We start from the raw sequence: 20,748 nt of genomic DNA, 5'->3' as shown, positions 1-20,748 counted from the left end.
AAAATGGGCGGTGCCCCCGTCGGGGACACCGCCCTTTTCACTGCCTGCCGGCTCGCTCGACCACTTCCTCGAGCCGCAACGGGCTCGGCGGGTGATGACTCAGGCACAACGGCGCCCGCATCCGCCGGAACCCGAACGTGTCCCCGGTGACGTAGAACTGCCCCCGCTCCAGCCGGGAGATGTCCGCGATCGAACTCCCCTTGGCCCGCGCCATGTCCGTGGCCGCGGCGATCTGAGCAGGACTGTTCAACCGCCCGAAGAACTGCGTGGTCGCGTTGCCGGTGACCTGGTTGTGCACACCCTTCGGCGCCTGGGTGGCGAGCAACAGCCCCAGCCCGTACTTCCGGGCCTGCGACGCCAGCAGGATCGTCGTCTGCGTGCTGGCCGTCGCCTGACCCGACGGCGCGATCGTCTGCGCCTCGTCCATGACCATCAGCCCACCGAGCGGCCGATCGACCGCCGGGTTCCGCTTGATCCAGGCGAACACCTCCAGCTGCAACTGGCTGATGAACCCCTGCCGTTGCTCGTCGGACGGCAACCCCACGAAACTGATCACCGAGATCCGCGCCTTCTTGCCCGGCGCCGGCTCCAGCAGCACACCGGGATCCGTGGGTTCCCCCTGCCCGGCCAGCAGAGGATCGTTGACCATCGCGGCCCGCAACGTCTCCGCGAGATCAGCCGCCGTGGCCGCCGCGGAGTGCAACTTGCTGACACCCTCCGGCAACTCCGCCAGCAGGTCCACGAACCCGTTCAGATCCCGCCTGTCGTCACGCGCGTAGTACCGCAACGCCTCCTTGAGCACAGCCCGCCCCCGAACAGCGAACTTCGTCCCGTTGGCGATCCGCGCATGAGGCAACAGCCGGGCCACAGCGGCCTCCACCGCCGCCCCGAACTCGTCCTCGTCCCCGCGCACCAGCGCAAAATCAGGCAAGGGATGAAAACTCAGCGGCCGCCCACCGGACCGCCCAGGCGTCCACACAACGACCTCGGTACCGGCGAGGTACTCAGCGGCCCTGGCCTCGTCCCCGGCCCGCCACTCCCCCGGCACCTCGGGCCACGCATCCCCCAGCCGCGCCAGGTCGTTGTTGGGGTCCAGCACGATCGCCGAAACCCCTTGCAGCGCACACTCTTCGACGATCCGGCGCAACAACACCGTCTTACCGCTACCGGACCCGGCGAACACGATCGCGTGCTTGCGCAACGACTCGAGCTCGATCCGGATCTCCCCGTCCATCCCGAGCACGATCTCACCGCCGCCCTGCTCCTGCAGCGGTTCTGGTCTCGCAGCCTGGTTCTCCGGCTTCGCCCGCTGCGGTTCTTCTGGCTGTGGCATCTCCGGCGCCGGCGGAGGGCGTGTCTCCTGGTGACCGCTCCTCGCGGTGGTCCGTACCGCACCAGGCATGATCTGTCGCAGGAACGTGGTGCTGCTGGCCGGTTTGCGCGCGGCGAGCCACGCGAACAGCTGATAGCTCTGCGTCGACCACATCTCCTTGAGCGCACCGAAAGTCCGCAGGTCGTCGTCGGAAACGTCGATGCTCCTGCCGCCGGCGCGTTCGAACTCCGCGACCTCGCCGCGCGTCTTGGCGCCGGTCCACCCCTTGGAGCCGTTGCGGATCAGGATCAGGTGACGGCCCCGGACGATCGCCGCCGCGGCACGGGCGTCCCGCAACCTGCGCAGCACGCGGTTGCCGTGGCTGCTGGCGATGAGCCGGAACACCCAGCGCTCCTCGACGTCCTTCTCCTCGTCCACGGTGTGGCGCAGCCCCGCGTGCAGGCTGTTGTCGTCGGCCTGAGGTTCCGGATGCCAGGTCAGGTCGTCGTTGCCGATCTCGGTGACCCACGACTTCAGGCCGGCCAGCAGCAACGCCGGCATGACCTCGTCCTCGTTGTGCGGCTTGACGTCCGCCGCCGCCAGACTGGCCAGTGCGCGCAGTCTTTCGAACTCGGCGTCGAGCTCGGCCAGGTCGTCGGGCTCCTGCTCCGGGGATGTGACGGGAGCCTGTTCGGGCTTCTTGGCCGTTTTCCGCGCCGATTTCTGGGTCGGCTGCTCCTGAGGGGGCTGCTCCTCGAACGAGCGCAGCTCCCTGATATCGCCGTGGAAGCAGCTTTCCGCGTGCGCGTGGATGCGCTTGAGCAGCTCTCGTGGAGTCATCGGCTGCCAGGATCTGAACGCCTCAGGAGCGACTGGCCACGTCGGGTGCGGTGGCGTGATCCCCTTGCGCTGGTAGATGGAGCCCAGCCACTTCTCCACGAGGACGCGGGCGAGCTCGGCATCCGTGATGGCGACGAGGATCGGGGTCGTGGTGAAGCGGTCGCCCACGGTGTCGCTCGCGATCGACCCGAGCCGCACCCAGGTGTTGGGCAGGCACGCCACCACCGTCAGCGTTCGCCTCGTGGTCTCGCGGAGCTGCATCAGCCCGTCGGAGATGAGTGCGATCTCCTGTGCCAGCTCGCTGTTCGTCGTCTCCTCGTCGAAGGCTTCCTGGCTCTTGTTGACGAGCGTGTCCAGCTGGTCGACGGCGACCACGCACGGACCCGTCAGCGCGAGGATGCGGGAGATGTCCCGCACGAGCGTCTGCGGGCGCTTGGGCTTGACCGGCAGGCCCCAGTGACGACGTTCGTCCTGCGACTCGTCCAGTCCTTCCAGGTAGGCACGACCGATCTCCGCGTGCTCGGAGGCGTACAGCACGAGCGCTTTGACCGTGTCACCGCATTCGACCGCGATCCGGCCTTCTACCTGGCGCAGGCCGTTGAGCAGCACACGGAGGTCGTCCGGAATCAACGGAGCCTCACCCAGGACCGCCCTCGTGACCTCCTCCGAGGCGTTCGCCCGCTCGCACAACTGCTTCAGCAACACCGTCAGTTGGAAGTCGCCGTCATCGTTGGTCCTGAGCAGTTCGCTGCGCATCGCGTCGGCGACGTCGTCCCAGAACATCTGACCGGACGTGAGCTCGATCAGGAAGAAGTACCCGCCTTCCCGCTGCACCATGCGACGCACCGAGCCGAGCAGGTGGGTCTTCCCGATGCCCTTGCGTCCCTGCAACGCGAGCCCGATGGGGCTGGGACCGTTGCTCGCCTTGGCATCCGCGATACCGGTCCTGATGCGGTGCTCCGCCCTCGGGTGCAGACCGTCGACGTGCGACGGCGAGGTCTGCCAGACGTCGTCGGGCGTCTCGGCGGAGTTGAAGCGCAGTGCGGCCAGCGCTTCCCGCAACTGGGCGGTCATGACGACTCCTCGATCGCGATGAGGTGCAAGTCCTCACCACCGATCCGAACCGCCGAGGCACGGTCTTCCGAGGTGAGCATCTTGGTGTTCGAGTCCGGTGCCAGGTGGACGGTCCCCGTCTTCATCATCTCCAGCAGCACGTCGTCCACCTCGTTCTTGCCGGCGCCGTTCAACCGGGGACGGACCCTGGCCAGACGGATCCAGTCCTCCGGCGCGGTGGCCAGATCGGCGTAGGCCGCGCGGATCAACGACTGCAGGTCGCCCGAACGAACGGCCTCGGAGAGCAGGCCACGCCGGTGGAGGAACCCGATGGCACGGCGAAGAATCTCGGTGTGCGCCCGCGCCAGTGGTCCCGAGCTGGCCGGCCCTTCCCCGCCCACGAGGTCGTTCATGCACCACTCGACACCTTTGTCGGTGATCTCGTGCACCAGCCTGCGGCCCTCTTTCGAGGTCGACATCAACTCGTCGTCGTTCAGCGGACCGCGTTCCTTGGGCGGCAGCTTGATCTTGAACCGGTCGTTCATCTCCTTGTGCTCGATGGCGCGGTCTTCCAGCATCAGCTGCATCAGTGCCGCCCGTGCCTGAGGGCCGTACGTCTCCGGCATCACGCCGCCTTTCAGTTCGTCAACGCGTTGATTCGTCGATCGATCCGGGTGAGCAGGGCGCCCACCTCGGCACGCAGTCGCACCGGTACCTCGATCCCGGCACCGTCGCGGTGGGACTTGCTGAGCAGCAGGAGGTCGGCCGATCGGTCGCGCAGCAGGTCCATGTCCCCGTCGTCGAGCGCTGAGGCCATGCCGAGCACCGTCTCGTCGATGAGCGCGAACCTCTCCGCGTACGGCAGCAACTCGGGCAGCTCCCTCAGAGCCGCCTCAGCACCGCGCAGGGCCTCGAGGTCCGGTTCGGTCTCGGGGGCCGGTGTCGCTCTGATGAGGTCGTGCAGTTCCCGCGCCACCCGGACGGGACGCGAGGTCCGGTCGAACTCGAGGTGTCTCAGGCTGCGCAGGAAGCCGGGCAACCGCTCGCGGTCCGTTCCGCGAGTCAGCAGGCAGAACATCTGCCGCTGGGCGCCGTCTGGCCCGAGCGTGCGCCGCATGAACCGTTCCGCTTCGGTCAGCTGCCACCGGCTCAGCTCGCCGTCGACCACGAGACAGAGGTGCTCGGCGGGGTCACCGGTCTGATCGAGGAACTCCGGATCACCCGACACCGACCTGTCCGCCGTCACGCCGAGCAGTCGCAGCTCGGTGATCAGCTCCGTTCCCGTGCGCCACAGCGTTCGCGGGCTGGACACGAGGAGATCCCAGTCGAACTTGCGCCGCCGCGTGCGAGCGGCCGCGACGTAGGCGTCACGGTTGTCGGCCAGCAGGTCGGTCCGATCGAACTCGTGCGCCATCACCGCGGCCACGGTCTCCAGGGCGAAGGAGATCTGGTCCGGCGACGGAGGGCGCTCTGCCAGCACGGGAAGCAGTTCGCCGAAACTCCAGTAGGAGATGTACGGAACCGTCAGATGCCGCACCATCTGTTCCGGGGTGACCCCCTTGACCAGCCAGTTGTCGAACAAGGGGGCGACGACCCCTACGCACTTCTGCTGCCACTCCTCGGCCCGCTGGTACTCCATCCGGTTGTCCAGCCGGGACAGCACCGGCATCACCTGATGACGTGGCCGGTCGTAGGGCAGCCGATCCCTCGCCATGTCCGCGAGGTAGGCGATGTCCACCACCTCGTTGAGGTTCTGCTCGTTGGCGGTGAACACCACCACCAGGCGGTCCGGGAGCTGCGCGGTGCAGATGCCCGCGATGTCGGAGACACCGGTCCGGCTGTCGATCAGCACGAAGTCGTACTTGGCGGTCCACTCGTCGCGGCGGTCTTCGAGGAACGCGGCGAACCCCTGCTCGTAGAGGTGCGACCAGTCGATCTCCTGCATCCGGTACGTGTAGGAGGCATCGAGCTTGTTCCCGACGACCTTGCCGGCGGCCATCAGGTCGAGCACGCCGCCCTCGACATCGACCCGGACGGTGTGTGATCCGGGTGCTTCGACCTTCCTGATGAAGTCGTAGGTGAGATCGACCACGCCGCTGTCGGGCATCTGGGCGAGGTGCGGGCGGAAGTAGAGGTGAAGACCTGGTGCCTCCAGGTCCCAATCGATGACGAGCACCCGGTAACCCCACCGAGCGAGCAACACCGCCGTGTTGGCCAAGGTGAAGCTGCGCCCGACACCGCCTTTGTAGGAGTAGAACGTGATCACGGTTCCGGACATGGCTTGAACCTCGGCAAGGGCGTTCGCGGAGTGACGATCGGGTCTGGACGTTCGACGATCGGCCAGTCGGGCTCCCAGTCAGGAACCTGGTCCGCCAGTTCGACCAGATCGCGCGCCAGCTGCTTCACCTCTTTGTGGAACTGGAAGTAGTGAACGGTCTGCTGGTAAACCGGATCGGGATGCGCGTATTCCTTGAAGTCGTGCCAACTGCGCATCCGTTCCTCGATCGGGAAGTTCTCCGAATCCGAGTAGAGGATCGGGTAGATCAGGCCCTGGGGGATCTTGGCGCTCGCGAAACCGAGCAGGTCCTCCCGCGCCCGCATGCTGTAGAGCTCCGCCATGCACCAGCCGGACGTGAAGTAGTGCGGCGTCATGACCTGGATCATGATCTTGCTGCGCCGCAGCGAGGTCTCCAGGTTGTGCGACCACTCCACCGCCTTCGGCATGAACCGGTCCATGTAGACCTTGGGCGCGGGCGCGCACTCGTCGGCGAGACACTCGACGAGTTTGTTGTAGAAGTGGTTCAGCAGCCATTTCTGCACACTGCCCTGGCGGCTGTAGCTGATGAAGAAATCGAACTGATAGCCGGACACAGCGACCAACAGTAGATGCGACTATGCCGCGATAAAAGACAAAAAAGTGGGCATTTTCAGCCCTTCCGACCAATAATTGGACATAAACTGGGCGGGCGAGAGGGTGCCGCGAACAGCAAGAAGCCCTCGATCATGTTCGATCGAGGGCTTCTGCGTTGAGTGGACGATACAGGGATTGAACCTGTGACCCCTACCGTGTCAAGGTAGTGCTCTCCCGCTGAGCTAATCGTCCGAGCGGATGACGAGACTCGAACTCGCGACCCTCACCTTGGCAAGGTGATGCGCTACCAACTGCGCTACATCCGCGTGCGCCTCGGTTTCCCGTGGTGCGAGAGGAACTTTATCCGACGGTCCCCGGAAGCTCCAAATCGGCTGATCCCGAGCGCTCGGCCGCAGGTAGTGACATCTGACCGGCGACTCATTCGCCGCCACGTCGGCGGCCCCGGACAGCGCAAACGACAGCGGGGCCAGGTGCTCTGTGCACCTGGCCCCGCTGTCGATCCAAAGTGGACGATACAGGGATTGAACCTGTGACCCCTACCGTGTCAAGGTAGTGCTCTCCCGCTGAGCTAATCGTCCGAGGCGGAGACGGGAATCGAACCCGTGTACAGGGCTTTGCAGGCCCTTGCCTAAGCCACTCGGCCACTCCGCCAGGAGCATGACCCCACGCAAAGTACACCGTGGAACCACAGAGCGGATGACGAGACTCGAACTCGCGACCCTCACCTTGGCAAGGTGATGCGCTACCAACTGCGCTACATCCGCGTACACCACTGACTTCATGATGTTGAAACGAAGCTTATACGAGGGGATCAAGCGGGTTTCACCGGGGGTGCCCGCTTCGCCATCGCGGGCCCCCTACCTCGGGTTTTTCAGCTCAGGTCGTTCGAAATGAGGTGCGTCAGCGCCTCGTCGACGTTGACCCAGAGGTGCTCGTTGCCCGGCACGACGACGTCGTATGTCCGGTCGAGGAAGTCGGCGAGTTCCTGAGCGGACGCCTCGAACATGGCGTGCCCGGAAGGCGAACTCAGCTCGATCACGACGACCTCGGGGTCGTCGGCGGCGGGGCGGATCCGGACGTCACCGTCGCCGGCGTCGGCGATGAGACCGTCTGCGAGCAGGTCGCGGGCGTACACCCACTCGACCCAACCGGCGCGGCCGGTGCGGAACGCGGCGACGACCGCGTACGGGTCCTTCGTGTCGTATCGAAGCTCCACCTGAACCGGGACCGCAGGGGTCCTCGGTGCCAGCAGGTCGAAGACCGCTGTCGAGCGGAGCGTCACGTGATCGTTGCGCATCGTCGTTACCCTCTTCTCCCTTCCCGGTCAATGAAACGACCGAGCACCTTAGTTGTGACGTGCATGTGGCGAGGAACGCTCGTGAATCGGGTCCAGATCACCCCATCGGGTCAGCTCGACTCCGCAACGCGACCGTTTGCACGCGCTCCGTGGCCTCCTCGCTCGTTAGCCGGTGTTCAGCGACTCCCATCTTGCTGGGTCTAACCTGAACCCGGTACCGGCTGTTGCGCGAATGTTGGACGTGAGGACATCTCTGGTGGCTGACTCGCCCGGCCCAACCGTTGCGTCGAGCGACGGCCGGCCGACCGATTTCGAGCTCGTGCAAAGACTCGCACAGGGCGATCGGTCGGCGTTCGGTGAGCTGTACGACAGGTACGGCACACCAGCATATTCGCTGGCCAGGCGCATCTGCGTGGACCCGGAACTGGCCGAGGACGTCGTCCAGGAAGCCTTCCTCGCGCTCTGGCGGCACCCCGCCAGGTTCGACCCCGCCCGCGGAAGTTTCGGCACCTGGTTGATGACTTTGGTGCACCACCGCGCGGTCGACGCCGTACGTAAGGAGAACACTCAGCGTCGTCGGACTGTTCCCCTCACCGACGACATCTCCCCTCCTGCCGAAGGTTCCGACCACGCAGCGTTGGTCAGCGTGGTGAGCGCCGAGGTCAGAGCAGCCCTGCACACGTTGCCGGAAGAACAGCGCCAAGTAATAGCGCTCGCCTATCTCGGCGGCTACACGCAGTGCGAGGTGGCGAAGCTGACAGGCGTCCCGCTGGGGACTGTGAAATCGCGCACGTTCGCGGCGATCAGACGCCTTAGAGGCACGTTGGGGAACTTGTGGGCCGGAGAAACCGGCGAGACGACAGGAGTTCACCGGTGAACGGCGACCTGTGCGCTCACGAGGAGCTCGCCGTCGGCTGGGCGATGCACTCCTTGGAGCCAGACGAGGAAGCAGTGGCGCGCGACCACGTGCCGACCTGCGCCACCTGCCAGCGCACCGTGCAGGCGACGCAGGAGGTGCTGGCCGGCATAGGCAGCGCGGTCCACCAGGAACAACCACCACCGCGCCTGCGCGCGAAGCTGATGGAGCAGATCGAGCACATCCCCCAGGAAGTGCCCGTCCAGCACACCCCGCGCCACGCGGCGCCGATCCCGCTGCGCCCGCAACACCGCCGCCGCACAGGCCGCGTCCTGCTGGCCGCCGCGGCAGTACTGGCCGTGCTGGCAGGCGCCGGCTACCTGGGCGTGCGCGTGAACCAGCTCTCGAACCAGGTACGGGCCTCCGAGGCCCGCACCAACGACCTGAACAAGGCCCTTTCCCTGGCCGCCGACCCGTCGACGAACAGAGCGGTCCTGCGCACAGGCTCAGGCGACGAGGTGGCAGTGGTCCTCTCGAACCCGACCTCTGCCGCCGTGATGCCGACCAGCCTCAAACCGAACGACTCGGGACACGTTTACGTAGTTTGGGGCGCAAGCACCCCGGCGCCGGTACCGTTGGCGGTGTTCGACGTACGAGCCGGTTCGACCGACCCGCAACTGCTGGTCTGGTCCTCCGACGCGCACAAGCACACGACCTTCGCGGTGTCGCTCGAACCAGGCCGCCAAGCCCCTCCGAAACCCTCGGAAGTGCTAGCGGGCGGCCAGGTTGCACCCGCCTGAATCCCAACAGGATGATCGACACATGACGAAGCCCGACGTGAAGCCCGAAGAGCACAAGGGCTGGCGCCACTGGTTCCACCGGAACCCGGCGCTGAACCTGGCCTACCGAATCGGCGTGGGCGTGATCGGCGGCCTGGTCCTGGTCGCGGGCGTCATCATGATCCCGTACCCGGGCCCAGGCTGGCTCGTGGTGTTCGCGGGCCTGGCCATCCTCGCCACGGAGTTCGAGTGGGCAGGCCGAGTCCTCAAGTTCGCCAAACGCTACTACGACCGCTGGGTCGAGTGGCTCAAGCGCCAGCCGTCCTGGGTCCGCGGCCTGGTGATGGCGGGCGTCTGCGCCATCGTCCTCGTGACCTGCTACTTCCTGAACGTGTTCGCGCTGGTAGGCGGCTGGTTCGGCCTCGAGTGGAGCTGGTTGCAGAGCCCGATTTTTGGTTCTCGTTGATGATGTTGTAGGCTATGGCCACACCGCGAGAGCGGGACAGCACGACAACAGAACACGGGCGTTTAGCTCAGCGGGAGAGCGCTTCGTTCACACCGAAGAGGTCACTGGTTCGATCCCAGTATCGCCCATATCAGCCGGAAGACCCCTCATCTGCACAGATGAGGGGTCTTCCGGTTTTCGCACGCGCCAACAACTGCCCGCATCGGCCTGCGGGACACAAATCCGTACACAAACGGGGTCTACAAGGTCAGTCGGCCTCCTTCGGCAGGAATAGGCCACTGATGCTCTCCGCCGCCCCCGCATCGAAGTCCGGGATGTCCTCGGTGTAGGTGTCGAGAGTGAACGCGACCGTCGCATGCCCAAGCCGGCTGCTCACGATCTTGGGGTGCACACCGGACCGCAGCGAGATCGTGGCGTAGGCGTGCCGGACGTCGTGCAGTCGAATGAGCGGCACCTTGGCGCGGTCCACCAGCCGGTTGAACTGTTCAGTGATCGTGTCCGGGTAAATCGGCCGACCGTCCTCCCAGCAGAGCTCGGTACGCCTAAGACCTGCACGATCCCTTTGAACAGCGGCGCACGCCGCTGTTCAGGGACCCGAACCGGCGCGCGTTGTCCTGTGGACGAGCGTCGTCAGACCGTCAGTTCTTTCCGACAAAGCTCACCGGCCGGTGCGTTGGTTCCTCCATCGCACCGGCCGGCGAGCGTGTTCAAGCACAACAGCTACTACTTCTTGGCGCACAAGGCCTTGTCGAAGAACTCGAGGACCTCGGCGCGGCCGGGCTCGTCGTTCGTCACCGCTACGGTGACCGCCCGGCCGTCAGTGGTGATCGCGGTGCGGGTCTGGTAGCCGTCGGCGTCGCCGCCGTGGCCGTAGGCGGTGGTGCCGCAGCTCAGGGCCATCTTGATGACGCCCAGGCCGTAGCTCCACCCCGGGGGGAAGCCGGGTGCCTCGATCGTGCGGTTCATCTCCGCCAGTTCCTGGGGCTTGAGCAGCTGGCCGTCGTGCAGGGCGACGAGGAACTTGTTGACGTCACTGGGGGTGGCGATCATCTGCCCCGCGGCACCGGCGATCGACGGGTCGAAGCGGGTGATGTCGGTCAGCTCACCGGGGATCGGCTTGCCGTTGGCGTCGCTGCTCGGCAGGTAGCCCCGCGGATGCGGCGTGCGGATCTCGCGGTCGCCCGGTCCCGGGTAGTACGTCTCCTTGAGGCCGATCCGGTTGATGATCTTCTCCGTGATCACCTCGGCGAGGGGCCGCCCCGCCGCTTTCTGCGCCACCAGACCCAGCAGCACGTACCCGGCGTTGCTGTACTCCCACACCCTGTCCTGTCCTGGAGCGAACGTGGGCGCTTGCGTCAGCGCCGCGTCCAGCAACTCCCGGGCGTCGAAGTAGCGATCCCTGATCGGCAGGATGCCCTGGGGCATGAGGGGCATTGCGCGGGTCAGCCCGCTGGTGTGGTTCAGCAGTTGCCTGATGGTGATGTTCCGGCCGTCGATCGCCGCACCGTCACCGGTACCCCGCACCACACCCGGAAGGAACTTCTCCACCGTGTCGTCCAGTGCGAGCTTGCCCTCGCCGGCCAGCTGCAGGACGGCCACCGCGGTGTACATCTTGGTGTTGCTTGCGATGCGCACGTAGCCGTCCGTGGGCACCTTCGACTTCGTCCGGATGTCCCCCACCCCGGCGGTGTAGTTCGTCACCCGCCCGTCAGGGTTGCGCACCGACATCAGCGCCCCGGGCAGGAAGCCGTCCTGGACCCCGCCTTCCTTGACCAGCGCGTCGAGACCCGCCTGCAGCGTCTTGTCCTGACCCGGCTTCGACCTCTGCTCCCACGCACCCGCCGACGCCACCGAGGTGACCGCGAGTCCGGCGACCGCCACCGCCGCGATCGCCGCGATCGCCGCACCACGACGCCGGCGCGCGGGGCCCGGGCTGGTTCCGGCCGGGCGACTCAGACCTTTCGACAAGACACACTCTCCAAAATGGACTGTTTGCACTGACACGCTCAGTGTTGCCGCCGCCCCAACGGCCCCGCGATCCCCCGTGCTGCACAACCGCAGTACAGCCAGCACTACCGACGGCCCGATTCCCCGCACAACGACAAGGGCTCTGCCATGGCGCGTCACCGCACCACGACAGAGCCCTTACCGCTCGCTGGTTCTCAGGCCTGGCAAGCGGTCCTGAGACCGGAGGTCATTTCGCGCACAGCGCGGCGTCGATGAGTGCGCCCCGGTCCGCGGCGACGGAATCGTCGATAACCGATCCGTTGAGCGAGGTGACCGTGAGGGTCGCCGCGCGACCGTCATCGGTGGCCGCGTTGAGGGTCGCGTAGCCCGGGATGTCGCCGCCGTGACCCCACGCGACCGTTCCGCAGCTCAACGGCAGGCTGAAGATGCCGAGTCCGTAGCCGGGGCCCGACTTCGTCTCCGGGTCCAGCGGGATGGTGGTGCGCATCTGGGCCAGCTGGGCCGGTTCGAGCAGCTTGCCGCCCAGCAGCGCGCGCAGGAAGGTGTTGAGGTCGTCGGGTGTGGAGACCAGCTGACCGGCTGCCCAGCCCCAGCTCGGGTCCATCCGGGTGAAGTCGACCAGTTCGCGGGTTCCGATGGTGCGCTGGTAGCCCTGGGGGTGCCGGCCGCGGATGTCCTGCTCGCCGACCTCGGGCACGTACGTGTCGCGCAGACCGATCCGCTCGATGACCCTGGTGGTCACCAGTTCGTTGAACGGGCGACCGGTGACCCGTTGGGCGATCAGCCCGGCCAGGACGTAGTTCGTGTTGCTGTAGGACCAGCCGCCGCCGGCGGGCCCGCCGTCCTCCCTGGCGTTCGCCAGGTCGAGCAGTTCGCGCGGTTCGAGGTAGACGTGCCGGTACGGGAAGAAGTCGCCCAAGGGCGCGAACATCGAGTTGGTGTAGTCGGGCAGGCCGCTGTTGTGCTGCAGGAGCCGGCGAACCGTGACCTTGGTGGTGTCCACGCCCTTGGCGCGCACCAGGCCCGGCAGGTACTTCTCGATCGACGCGTCGAGCTCCACCTTGCCCTCACCGGCGAGCTGCAGCACGACCACGGAGGTGAACATCTTGCTCGCGCTGCCGATCCGCACCCTGCCGTTCACCGGTACCTGCTCGCCGGTCCGCAGGTCGCCGAGCCCAGCCGTGTAGTGGCGGGTCCGGCCGTGCCGGTCCCGGACAGCGGCCAGTGCTCCTGGGTGCCGGTCGGCACCGACGACCTTGTCGATGCTCTGCTGGACCGCATCGCGGCGGGGCTCGGCCTGGGCGGCTGGGACCGGGCCGGCGAACGCGAGACCGCCCGCCGCGACCGCCGCCGCCGTCGTGGCCATGCGGCGATACACCGAGGAGAAAGGTCGATATCGCTGGGAAGAGGATGTGAACAAGGCAGACAACTCCTGGGTTCCACGGACGTCGATCTTGCGATGACCGACTGGCTCCAGGCTGCTCATCTCCTCCCGAGTGGACAATCCAGCTCGCTGGACAACCGAGGTAGTGGTGGCACCACCAAGCCGGGGCAGGTCGGCTCGGTCCGATGTGGAGTTGTGCTGATCGGATAGGGTCCCGGCTCGGGGAGGTCGAATGGCACGGGTGTGGCAGCGCCTGTGGGCGTCGCTCGATACCGTTGCGCGCCTGATAGGTGGCCTGGGCACGGCATTGCTCGCAGTGGCCGTCCTCGTCTGGATCGGCGTGGTCGTGCTGCTCAGCTGTGTCGGCATCGGCATTCTCCTGGTGCCCTCCGCTCTGCGCCTGCTGCGGGCGGTCGCGAACCGGGAACGGGCCCGGCTCGACGTTCTCGACCCCGGCCCCGTGCCGCGCGAGGCGCGGGCCGCGGTGCGCGACGTGGCTGTGCGGCGTGAGCTGGCCTGGCTGCCGCTGCACGCCGCGGTGGGCCTTGCTGCCGGGTTCATCGGAATCGCGATGCCGGTCACGATGCTGCAGAACACGACGTACCCGTTCTGGTACCGCTTGCTGCCGCCCGTGGACAACACCCCCAGCTTCATCTTCTGGGACATCTTCTGGGACGTCACAGACCTGGCCGGCGCGTTGGTCGTGGCGCTGAGCGGCGTGCTCTGCGGCGCCTTCATCGTCGCGCTCGGGCCGGCGCTCGTCCGGGTGCAGGAGTGGCCGGGCCGGCACCTGCTGGCGCCACCCGCCGGTGCCGACCTCTCGCTGCGAGTCGCTGAGCTGACCTCCACCCGCGCCGCCGCTCTCGACGCGCACGCCGCCGAGCTGCGCCGCATCGAGCGGTCACTGCACGACGGCACGCAGAACCGGCTCGTCGCGGTGAACGTGCTGCTCGGCGCCGTGCGACGAGCCGTGGACCGGGACCCCGCCGCGGCCCATGCCGCGCTGGACCGAGCTCAGGACGCCGCCGAACAGGCGCTCTCCGAGCTGCGTGCGGTAGCGCGCAGCATCCTGCCCCCGGTGCTGGCCGACCGCGGGCTCGCCGGTGCCCTGGACGGCCTCGCGAGCAGCTGCGGCGTGCCGTGCGAGATGACGGTCGACGTACAGGGCCGGTGCGCCGCCTCCGTCGAGGCCACCGCCTACTTCGTGATAGCCGAGGCTCTCTCCAACGTGACCAAGCACAGCGACGCCGCGAAAGCCGTGGTGCAGGTGGCCAGGGAGGGCGATCGGCTGCTGCTGCGAATCGGCGACGACGGCCGGGGTGGCGCGGACGAGAGCAGCGGGTCGGGCCTGGCCGGTATCCGCCGGCGGATCGAGGCCTATGACGGGCGTTTCACCCTGGACAGCCCGGCCGGCGGGCCGACGACGATGCGAGTGGAGCTGCCGTGCGGATCGTGATCGCGGAGGACGACCCGTTGCTGCGCGAGGGGTTGGCGCTGTTGCTGCGCGCCGAGTCGCTCGACGTGGTGGCCACCACCGACACGCCGGGATCGTTCTTGGCCGCGGTGGCCGAACACGAGCCGGACGTCGCCATCGTCGACGTGCGGATGCCGCCCACCCACACCGACGAGGGGATCGTGGCGGCCGTCGAGGCACGCCGCCGCCGGCCAGGTCTCGCGGTGCTCGTGCTCTCGGCGTACGTGGAGCAGACGTTCGCCACCGAGCTGCTGGCCGGCGGCGCCAGCCGGCTCGGCTACATGCTGAAGGAACGCGTGGGGCGCGTCGACGAGTTCCTGAGCGCGCTGCACCGGGTGGCCGGCGGCGGCACCGCGGTGGACCCCGAAGTCGTCGGCCAGCTGCTGGCCCGCAACCCGCACACCAGTGCGCTGGGCCGGCTGAGCCCCAGGGAACGCGACGTGCTCGCGCTCATGGCCCAAGGACTCGGCAACACCGCCATCGCCGAGAAGCTCGTCATCACCGAAGGCGGAGTGCACAAGCACATCCGCAGCATCTTCGCGAAACTCGACCTCGCACCCGACGACCGGGCCGACCGGCGCGTCACCGCGGTCCTGCGCTACCTCGAGGGCAGCGGACCGAGGTAGCGCAGGTTCGCGTGGTCCTTTCCGGCCGCGCGCTGGACGACGACAGCCGAAGGGCGTCCCGCGGTGCGAACGCGCCCTTCGGTTGTCGCTCAACCAGATCGGGGACGTCTGCCGTCCCCGGTGGCCGTCACTCCTTGACGCCGATGCCGGCGATCGGCGGGACGCGGAGCAGTCGTGCGATGGGCAGGACGGTGGTGAGCAGGGCGAGCAGCGTCGTGCCGCCGATGATGGACACCCATCCCAGCGGGGGGACGTAAGGAATGCTCTGCCCGGTGAGAGTGCGCACCACCGATATCAGGGTGAGCGCGGCGATGGATCCGCCGATGAGCAGGGAAACACCGAGCAGGCCGGACTGTTCCGCGTGGACCATTCTTTTCACCTGCTTCCGGGTGACGCCGACCATGCGCAGTGAAGCCAGTTCACGGCCACGGGTGAGGGCGGCCATGACCATCGTGTTGGCGGCGGCCATGGCGGCGTAACCGATCATGATGCCCATCAGCAGCTTGTTCAACCAAGCACTGAGCGCCAGGTCGTTGGCGAGCCGGCCGGTGAGCCCGGCCGTGTTCGTCACGGTGCTGCCGGGGTGCCGGTCGGTGACGTCGGCCAGCGCGGTGGTGATGTCGGTGCCCGGTTCGGCGCGGACGAGGATCCGCTCGTAGCCGGTGGAGGCGGTGTGGCCCTCGATGACGTCCTTGGTGACGGTGAAGTCGCCGAAGCCGATGCCCCGGCCGTAGATCGCGACGATGCGCAGGGTGGCCGGTGTGCCGTCGCCGAGCCACACCTCGGCCTGGTCGCCGACTTTCCAGCCGTTCGAATCGGCTTGCAGGGCCGACACCGCCATGGTGGGCCCCCGCAGGTCGGCCAGGCTTCCGCTGCGAACCTGGAGGTCCATGGTGTGCTCGACGCCGTCCGGATCGATCGCCTGCACACCACCGCCTTCCCCGCCTCCGAGGATGATCGAGGTGTTCCGCACTCCGGTGGCGGCCACCACGCCGGGAATCTCGCGTATCTCTGCGAGGGCCGTCTCAGGCAGGCTGGTGGCGGAGCTCATGGAGTGCTGGGCGAGCATCCCGGCGCCGTTCTGGGTGACGCTCTGTCGTTCCAGGTTGTCCTGGAGGAACCAGATCGAGCCACCGAGGCCGACCGTCAGCACCAGTGCGGTCAGCACGGTGACCATGCCCTGGGCGTTGGCGCGCAGGTTCGCCGCGGCCAGGTAGCCGCTGTCGCCCCACACCGCGCGCAGCACCGGGCCGAGAAGCCGGGCGGCCACCCGGTTGATCCAGGGGGCGAGCAGGGCGACCGCGAGGACGAGCGCGAACAACATGCCGAGCGCGGTGCCGAGGGCGGCGTTCCCCTTCTGCGTCGTGCTGAGCGTCGTCAGGTAGACGGCACCGGCCAGCGTGGCGAACCCGACGACCAGGCGGATCTTGCTGTTCCGGCTGGATTCCACGGCGATCTCGCCGAGCGCCTCTGTCGGGCGGATCAGCATCGTCCGACGCGCGGCGATCAGCGCGGCCCCCACCGCCACCGCCGTTGTCGCCCCCACCACGGCGGCCGCGGTCAGGGCCCCGCCGCTGAACGGGAACGTGCTCGGGATGAACCCGCGGTCGACCAGTTCCCCGCGCACCCATCGAGTGGCGAACCAGCCCGAGGGCACACCGATCACGACCGACAGCAGACTGAGCAGCCCCACCTCCGTGAGGATCAGCCGGGAGATCTGGCCTGGAGTCGCGGCGACGGCCCGGAGCAGAGCGAGGTCGCGTCGCCGGTGCCGGACCGCGAGGCCGATGGTTCCGGCCACGACGAACATCACCAGCAGCACCACGAACCCGCCGAAGATGATGCCCAGCTGGATCAGCATGTCGCCGGCCGCCAGGTCCGCTGACTGTTCCAGCTGCCCGCGCTCGGCACCGGCGTATGCCTTGACACCGGCCTCGGCGGCCAGCTTGCGCACGTCGGCGACCAGTGCGGCGCTGGAGGCACCTGGCTCGGCGATGACGCCGACGGCGTCGACCTGGCCCTGCCGCGGGTACACGGCCGCCGCGTGCTCGTCGGTGAAGAACACCGCGGGCGACGTGTCGGGGCCCGGCCGGGGACCGGCGTTGCGCACGAGGCCGCTGACCCGGTACACGCGTGCCGTCCCCTCCATCAGAACAGGGACCTCGTCGCCTGGTGCCACCGAGCCGGCCACGCGTTCGTCCAGCGCGACCTCGTTGTCGTTCTTCGGCTGGGCGCCCTTGGTCAGCTGGTAGGGGGTGAGAACCGTGCTGCTCCACCCGTGTCCGGTGGCCCCGCCGTTCTCCAAGATCGCGGTCAACGACGTGTCCGCCACGACGGTGGCCACGCCCGGTACCTGCCGGAGCCGTTCGACCATCGAGGCCGGGACGGTGCCTCCCTCAGGCAGCGGTGCGGTGGCCTCCTGGCCGTTCGTCGTGAGCGTGATGTCGCGATTGGCGACGACGACGTCCGTTGCGGCGTAACGCTGCGACGCGGCCTCGAACCGCAGGCCGGACTCCACGAGCAGTCCCATCGACATCAAGATCACCACTCCGGCCGTCAAGGCCAGCAGGGTGGCGACCGCGCTGCCCTTGCGGTGGCGCAACATCTTCGCGGCTAACTTCAGCATCGGTCAGCGCTCCTGCGTCACGCGCTGACGGCGGCCCAGCAGGGCCAGTTGCTCCGCGATGCGCTCCGCACCCGGCTGCGGCATGTCGTGCACGATCCGGCCGTCGGCCAGCACCATCACACGATCGGCGTACGACGCCGCCACCGGGTCGTGCGTCACCATGATCACCGTCTGACCCGCCTCGTCCACCACCGAACGCAGCAGGCTCAACACTTCCGCCGCGGTCTGGGTGTCCAGCGCACCGGTCGGCTCGTCACAGAAGATGACCTCCGGGCGCGTCGCCAACGCCCGCGCGATCGCGACCCGCTGCTGCTGACCGCCGGACAGCTCCGACGGCCGGTGCGACAGCCGATCAGTCAGCCCGACCTGATCGACGACCTGCCGCACCCATGCGGCGTCGGCACGTTTCCCCGACAGCTGCAACGGCAACACGATGTTCTCCTGCACCGTCAACGCTCCGATGAGGTTGAACGCCTGGAAGACGAACCCGATCTTCGACCGCCGCAGCTTCGTCAGGTCGGTCTCGGACAGTCGCGACAACTCCGTGTCGCCGACCCACACCTGGCCGCCGGTCGGCCGGTCCAGCCCCGCCGCGGTCTGCAGCAACGTGCTCTTGCCCGAACCGGACGGCCCCATCACCGCGGTGAACGTGCCCCGCTCGAACATCGCGTCGACGCCCGCAAGGGCAGTCACCGCCTGCGGTTCCGTGCCGTAGACCTTTCTCAGGCCCTGAACCCGCACCGCTGACGCGGGTCTGCCAACGCCCGCACCAGAAGGTCCATCAACTTGTACATTTTGGATTGACATCACAAAAAACCCGAGGTCCTATTCGTCGATTTCCCAGGCAGGACGGTAATGTCGCCCTCCCGCCGGAACGACCCAGGCAGCAGGCCGCTTCTGGTAGCGCAGGCTGTACCTCTTGCTCCGCGGTGATCCCAGCCTGGATTCGACGACACGGACGTCATCGGCGCGCCGTGGCCACAGCGGTGACGCTCTAACCCTGGCCTCAGGTTGATCCGGGACGATGAGCGGCAAAAGCACCGACTGGAGGGGCGGGCCGGCGTGCGGATCATGATCGCGGATGACGAGGCGGCCATCCGCGAGTCGCTGGAGCGGGTGCTCCAGGTCGAGGGTTACGACACCAGCACCGTCGCCAACGGTCTCGCCGTGCTCGACGGGATCGACGGCGACGAGCCGGATCTGCTGATCCTCGACGTGATGATGCCCCGCCTCGGCGGGGTGGAGACCTGCCGGCGGTTGCGGGCAGCCGGCCGGGATCTGCCGGTGCTGATGCTGACCGCCCGGGATCAGGTCTCCGACCGGGTCGCGGGGCTGGACGCGGGCGCCGACGACTACCTGCCCAAGCCGTTCGCCACCGAGGAGTTGCTGGCCAGGGTCCGGGCCCTGCTGCGCCGCCGCGCGCCGGGTGACGACGAGTCGCAGATCCTGACGTTCGCCGACGTCCGGGTCGATCCCGACAGGTTCGAGGCGTGGCGGGGCGGGCGGCCGCTCCGCCTGACCCGGACCGAGTTCTTCCTGCTGGAGGTCCTCGTGCGCAACGCGACCCGAGTGCTGACCCGAGGCGAGCTGTTCGGCGCGATCTGGGGCTTCGACATGAGCGTCACCTCCAACAACCTCCAGGTGTACGTGAGCTACCTGCGCCGCAAGATGGAGGCCGGGGGCGAGCCCCGGCTGATCTACACGCGGCGCGGCCTGGGGTACACGCTGCGGGAGACTCCCCCGTGAGCAGGCCCGACGGCCGGGGCTCGCGCCGGCTGAGCCGCTGGTGGCGTCGGCGGTCCCTGCGGACCAGGCTGACGGTGATCGCGGCGACGGCCATCGCGGCCAGCGTGTTCATGGCCTTCCAGGTGGCCAGCGAACTGCTGGACTGGGAGCTGCGGAACACCGCGGAGGACCAGCTGCGCGCCGACTCCCGCGTCCTGGCGGCGAACGCGGAGCGCGCCGGTCTGGCGCAGGTCCAGCTACCGCCGTATCCCGGATCCGGTCGGCTGGTGCGGATCATCCTGCCCGACGGCTCGATCCGGACGCCGGTCGGCCAACCCGCGCTGCCCCCGGTCAGCGAGCACGCCGGGCGCGTGGCGCAGGGCGCGTCGGCCGACCTGATGGAGTCGGGCGACAGCGATGACGACGGCTACCTCGTCCACACGCTGCGGGCGGGCGGCGGCGCGGTCCAGGTGGCCCGCGCCGCCGACGACACCCCGATCAACCGGTTCGGGTTGGGCATGCTGCTGATCGGGCTGTTCTGCGTGGCCTGCGGCGCCCTTGTCGGGCGTGCCGTGGCGCGGACCGGGCTGGCACCGATCGACCGGCTGACCGCCGCCGCGGTCCGTGTCGCGCACACCCGGGATCTCGACGCCGACATCCCGGACGAGGGCGGCGGGGAGATCCGGGAGCTGATCCAGTCCATCAACGACATGCTCGCCGCGCTCCAGGACTCCCGGCGGGCCCAGCGGCTGCTCGCCGAGGACGCCGCCCACGAGCTCAAGACCCCGCTCACCAGCCTGCGCCTCAACATCGAGCTGCTGGTCCGGCTCGATCGGCGCGGCACCCTGGACAGCGCACTGCCCTCGGAGAGCCGGACCCGGCTGCTCAACGACCTCGGCGCCCAAGTGGCCGAGTTGAGCACCCTTGCCGCCGAGCTGACCGACCTGGCGCGCGGTGACGTCACCGACGAGAACACCGAACTGCTCGACCTCGCCGACGTGGTGGTGGCCGCCTCGGCGCAGGCGTGTTCCCGCATGCCCGACGTCGAGGTCGCGCTCGACGTGACCTCCGTGTGGGTGAGCGGGCGTCCCGCCGCGCTCCGACGGGCGGTGCTCAACCTCATCGACAACGCCGGCAAGTGGTCCCCCGCGGACCAGCCGGTCCAGGTGCGGCTCAGCGCCCAGGGCACTTCGGCGGTGCTCGAGGTCGACGACGCCGGGCCGGGCATCGACGCCACCGACGTACCGCGGGTGTTCGACCGGTTCTACCGCGCCGACAGCGCCAGGGCGTTGCCGGGATCCGGTCTGGGGCTGTCGATCGTGCAGCGGGTCGTCGACGCCCACGGCGGCCAGGCCACCGTGGGCCGCTCCCCACGCGGTGGCGCGCTGCTCCGGGTCGACCTTCCGGCCGTCCCGATCGCGCGGCTCACCGCCGGGGACGACACCGCGGTGCGCTGACCCGCCCCGGCCG

17 protein-coding genes and 6 tRNA genes are annotated in these 20,748 nt (G+C 68.2%); 8 read left to right on the top strand and 15 right to left on the bottom strand.

Annotation, left to right across the window (positions count from 1 at the left end):
* Positions 1–37: 37 nt before the first annotated feature.
* The 10 genes from LX88_RS34990 to LX88_RS34945 all read right to left on the bottom strand — a co-directional run bounded on the left by LX88_RS34990 (position 38) and on the right by LX88_RS34945 (position 7,374).
* Positions 38–3,226: an ATP-binding protein gene (locus LX88_RS34990; protein WP_258952069.1), complete on the bottom strand. Its 3,189-nt coding sequence runs from the start codon at positions 3,224–3,226 to the stop codon at positions 38–40.
* Positions 3,223–3,831, bottom strand: coding sequence for a hypothetical protein (locus LX88_RS34985; RefSeq protein ID WP_258952068.1), 609 nt, complete (start codon positions 3,829–3,831; stop codon positions 3,223–3,225). The genes LX88_RS34990 and LX88_RS34985 overlap by 4 nt, the downstream gene beginning before the upstream one ends.
* An 11-nt stretch (positions 3,832–3,842) precedes the next feature.
* Positions 3,843–5,483, bottom strand: coding sequence for a KGGVGR-motif variant AAA ATPase (locus LX88_RS34980; protein WP_258952067.1), 1,641 nt, complete (start codon positions 5,481–5,483; stop codon positions 3,843–3,845).
* Complete coding sequence (locus LX88_RS34975; RefSeq protein ID WP_258952066.1) at positions 5,468–6,076, bottom strand: TIR domain-containing protein; 609 nt, start codon at positions 6,074–6,076, stop codon at positions 5,468–5,470. Before LX88_RS34975 ends, LX88_RS34980 begins: the two co-directional genes overlap by 16 nt.
* A gap of 160 nt (positions 6,077–6,236) precedes the next feature.
* Positions 6,237–6,308 (bottom strand) — tRNA-Val (locus LX88_RS34970).
* Between the two features lies 1 nt (position 6,309).
* Positions 6,310–6,382 (bottom strand) — tRNA-Gly (locus tag LX88_RS34965).
* Between the two features lie 201 nt (positions 6,383–6,583).
* Positions 6,584–6,655: transfer RNA gene (locus tag LX88_RS34960), tRNA-Val, on the bottom strand.
* Position 6,656: 1 nt separating this feature from the next.
* A tRNA-Cys gene (locus LX88_RS34955) sits at positions 6,657–6,728 on the bottom strand.
* Positions 6,729–6,768: 40 nt separating this feature from the next.
* A tRNA-Gly gene (locus LX88_RS34950) sits at positions 6,769–6,841 on the bottom strand.
* Positions 6,842–6,948: 107 nt separating this feature from the next.
* Positions 6,949–7,374 (bottom strand): SsgA family sporulation/cell division regulator, encoded by a 426-nt coding sequence (locus tag LX88_RS34945; RefSeq protein ID WP_030477975.1) that lies wholly within the window; start codon positions 7,372–7,374, stop codon positions 6,949–6,951.
* Positions 7,375–7,630: 256 nt separating this feature from the next.
* Between LX88_RS34945 and LX88_RS34940 the strand changes: the two genes are divergently transcribed.
* From LX88_RS34940 to LX88_RS34925, 4 genes are all read left to right on the top strand, one after another.
* Complete coding sequence (locus LX88_RS34940) at positions 7,631–8,251, top strand: RNA polymerase sigma factor (protein ID WP_308203479.1); 621 nt, start codon at positions 7,631–7,633, stop codon at positions 8,249–8,251.
* A complete protein-coding gene (locus LX88_RS34935) occupies positions 8,248–9,030 on the top strand; it encodes an anti-sigma factor (RefSeq protein ID WP_258952065.1) in 783 nt (260 codons plus the stop codon). Before LX88_RS34940 ends, LX88_RS34935 begins: the two co-directional genes overlap by 4 nt.
* Positions 9,031–9,052: 22 nt before the next feature.
* Positions 9,053–9,475, top strand: a complete 423-nt coding sequence (locus LX88_RS34930; RefSeq protein WP_258952064.1) for a TIGR02611 family protein — start codon at positions 9,053–9,055, stop codon at positions 9,473–9,475.
* Between the two features lie 56 nt (positions 9,476–9,531).
* A tRNA-Val gene (locus LX88_RS34925) sits at positions 9,532–9,603 on the top strand.
* Positions 9,604–9,722: 119 nt separating this feature from the next.
* Here LX88_RS34925 and LX88_RS34920 read toward each other — a convergent pair.
* The 3 genes from LX88_RS34920 to LX88_RS34910 all read right to left on the bottom strand — a co-directional run bounded on the left by LX88_RS34920 (position 9,723) and on the right by LX88_RS34910 (position 12,809).
* Positions 9,723–9,983: a tyrosine-type recombinase/integrase gene (locus tag LX88_RS34920; protein WP_372511489.1), complete on the bottom strand. Its 261-nt coding sequence runs from the start codon at positions 9,981–9,983 to the stop codon at positions 9,723–9,725.
* A 215-nt stretch (positions 9,984–10,198) separates the two neighbouring features.
* On the bottom strand, positions 10,199–11,443 hold the full coding sequence (locus tag LX88_RS34915; protein WP_258952063.1) for a serine hydrolase domain-containing protein: 1,245 nt from the start codon (positions 11,441–11,443) through the stop codon (positions 10,199–10,201).
* 226 nt (positions 11,444–11,669) lie between these two features.
* The gene (locus tag LX88_RS34910) at positions 11,670–12,809 is read right to left on the bottom strand and encodes a serine hydrolase domain-containing protein (protein WP_258952062.1); all 1,140 of its coding nucleotides are present in this window, start codon (positions 12,807–12,809) and stop codon (positions 11,670–11,672) included.
* A gap of 250 nt (positions 12,810–13,059) precedes the next feature.
* Here LX88_RS34910 and LX88_RS34905 point away from each other — a divergent pair, with 250 nt between their 5' ends.
* Positions 13,060–14,283 carry a sensor histidine kinase gene (locus tag LX88_RS34905; RefSeq protein ID WP_258952061.1) on the top strand — a complete coding sequence of 408 codons (1,224 nt, stop codon included), beginning with the start codon at positions 13,060–13,062 and terminating at the stop codon, positions 14,281–14,283.
* Complete coding sequence (locus LX88_RS34900; RefSeq protein WP_258952060.1) at positions 14,271–14,927, top strand: response regulator; 657 nt, start codon at positions 14,271–14,273, stop codon at positions 14,925–14,927. The genes LX88_RS34905 and LX88_RS34900 overlap by 13 nt, the downstream gene beginning before the upstream one ends.
* Positions 14,928–15,054: 127 nt before the next feature.
* On the opposite strand, the gene LX88_RS34895 is transcribed toward LX88_RS34900, so the two are convergent.
* On the bottom strand, positions 15,055–17,553 hold the full coding sequence (locus LX88_RS34895) for an ABC transporter permease (protein ID WP_258952059.1): 2,499 nt from the start codon (positions 17,551–17,553) through the stop codon (positions 15,055–15,057).
* 3 nt (positions 17,554–17,556) lie between these two features.
* Positions 17,557–18,360 carry an ABC transporter ATP-binding protein gene (locus LX88_RS34890; RefSeq protein WP_258952058.1) on the bottom strand — a complete coding sequence of 268 codons (804 nt, stop codon included), beginning with the start codon at positions 18,358–18,360 and terminating at the stop codon, positions 17,557–17,559.
* 255 nt (positions 18,361–18,615) lie between these two features.
* Here LX88_RS34890 and LX88_RS34885 point away from each other — a divergent pair, with 255 nt between their 5' ends.
* Together LX88_RS34885 and LX88_RS34880 are read left to right on the top strand one after the other, a co-directional pair.
* The gene (locus LX88_RS34885) at positions 18,616–19,299 is read left to right on the top strand and encodes a response regulator transcription factor (protein ID WP_308203478.1); all 684 of its coding nucleotides are present in this window, start codon (positions 18,616–18,618) and stop codon (positions 19,297–19,299) included.
* Positions 19,296–20,735 carry a HAMP domain-containing sensor histidine kinase gene (locus LX88_RS34880; protein ID WP_258952056.1) on the top strand — a complete coding sequence of 480 codons (1,440 nt, stop codon included), beginning with the start codon at positions 19,296–19,298 and terminating at the stop codon, positions 20,733–20,735. The genes LX88_RS34885 and LX88_RS34880 overlap by 4 nt, the downstream gene beginning before the upstream one ends.
* Positions 20,736–20,748 lie beyond the last annotated feature (13 nt).

The organism is Lentzea californiensis (assembly GCF_024648825.1).
GTDB classification, from domain to species: Bacteria; Actinomycetota; Actinomycetes; order Mycobacteriales; family Pseudonocardiaceae; genus Lentzea; species Lentzea californiensis.
Note: the sequence above shows the minus strand (reverse complement) of the source record. Positions and strands in the feature narration are given on the sequence as shown.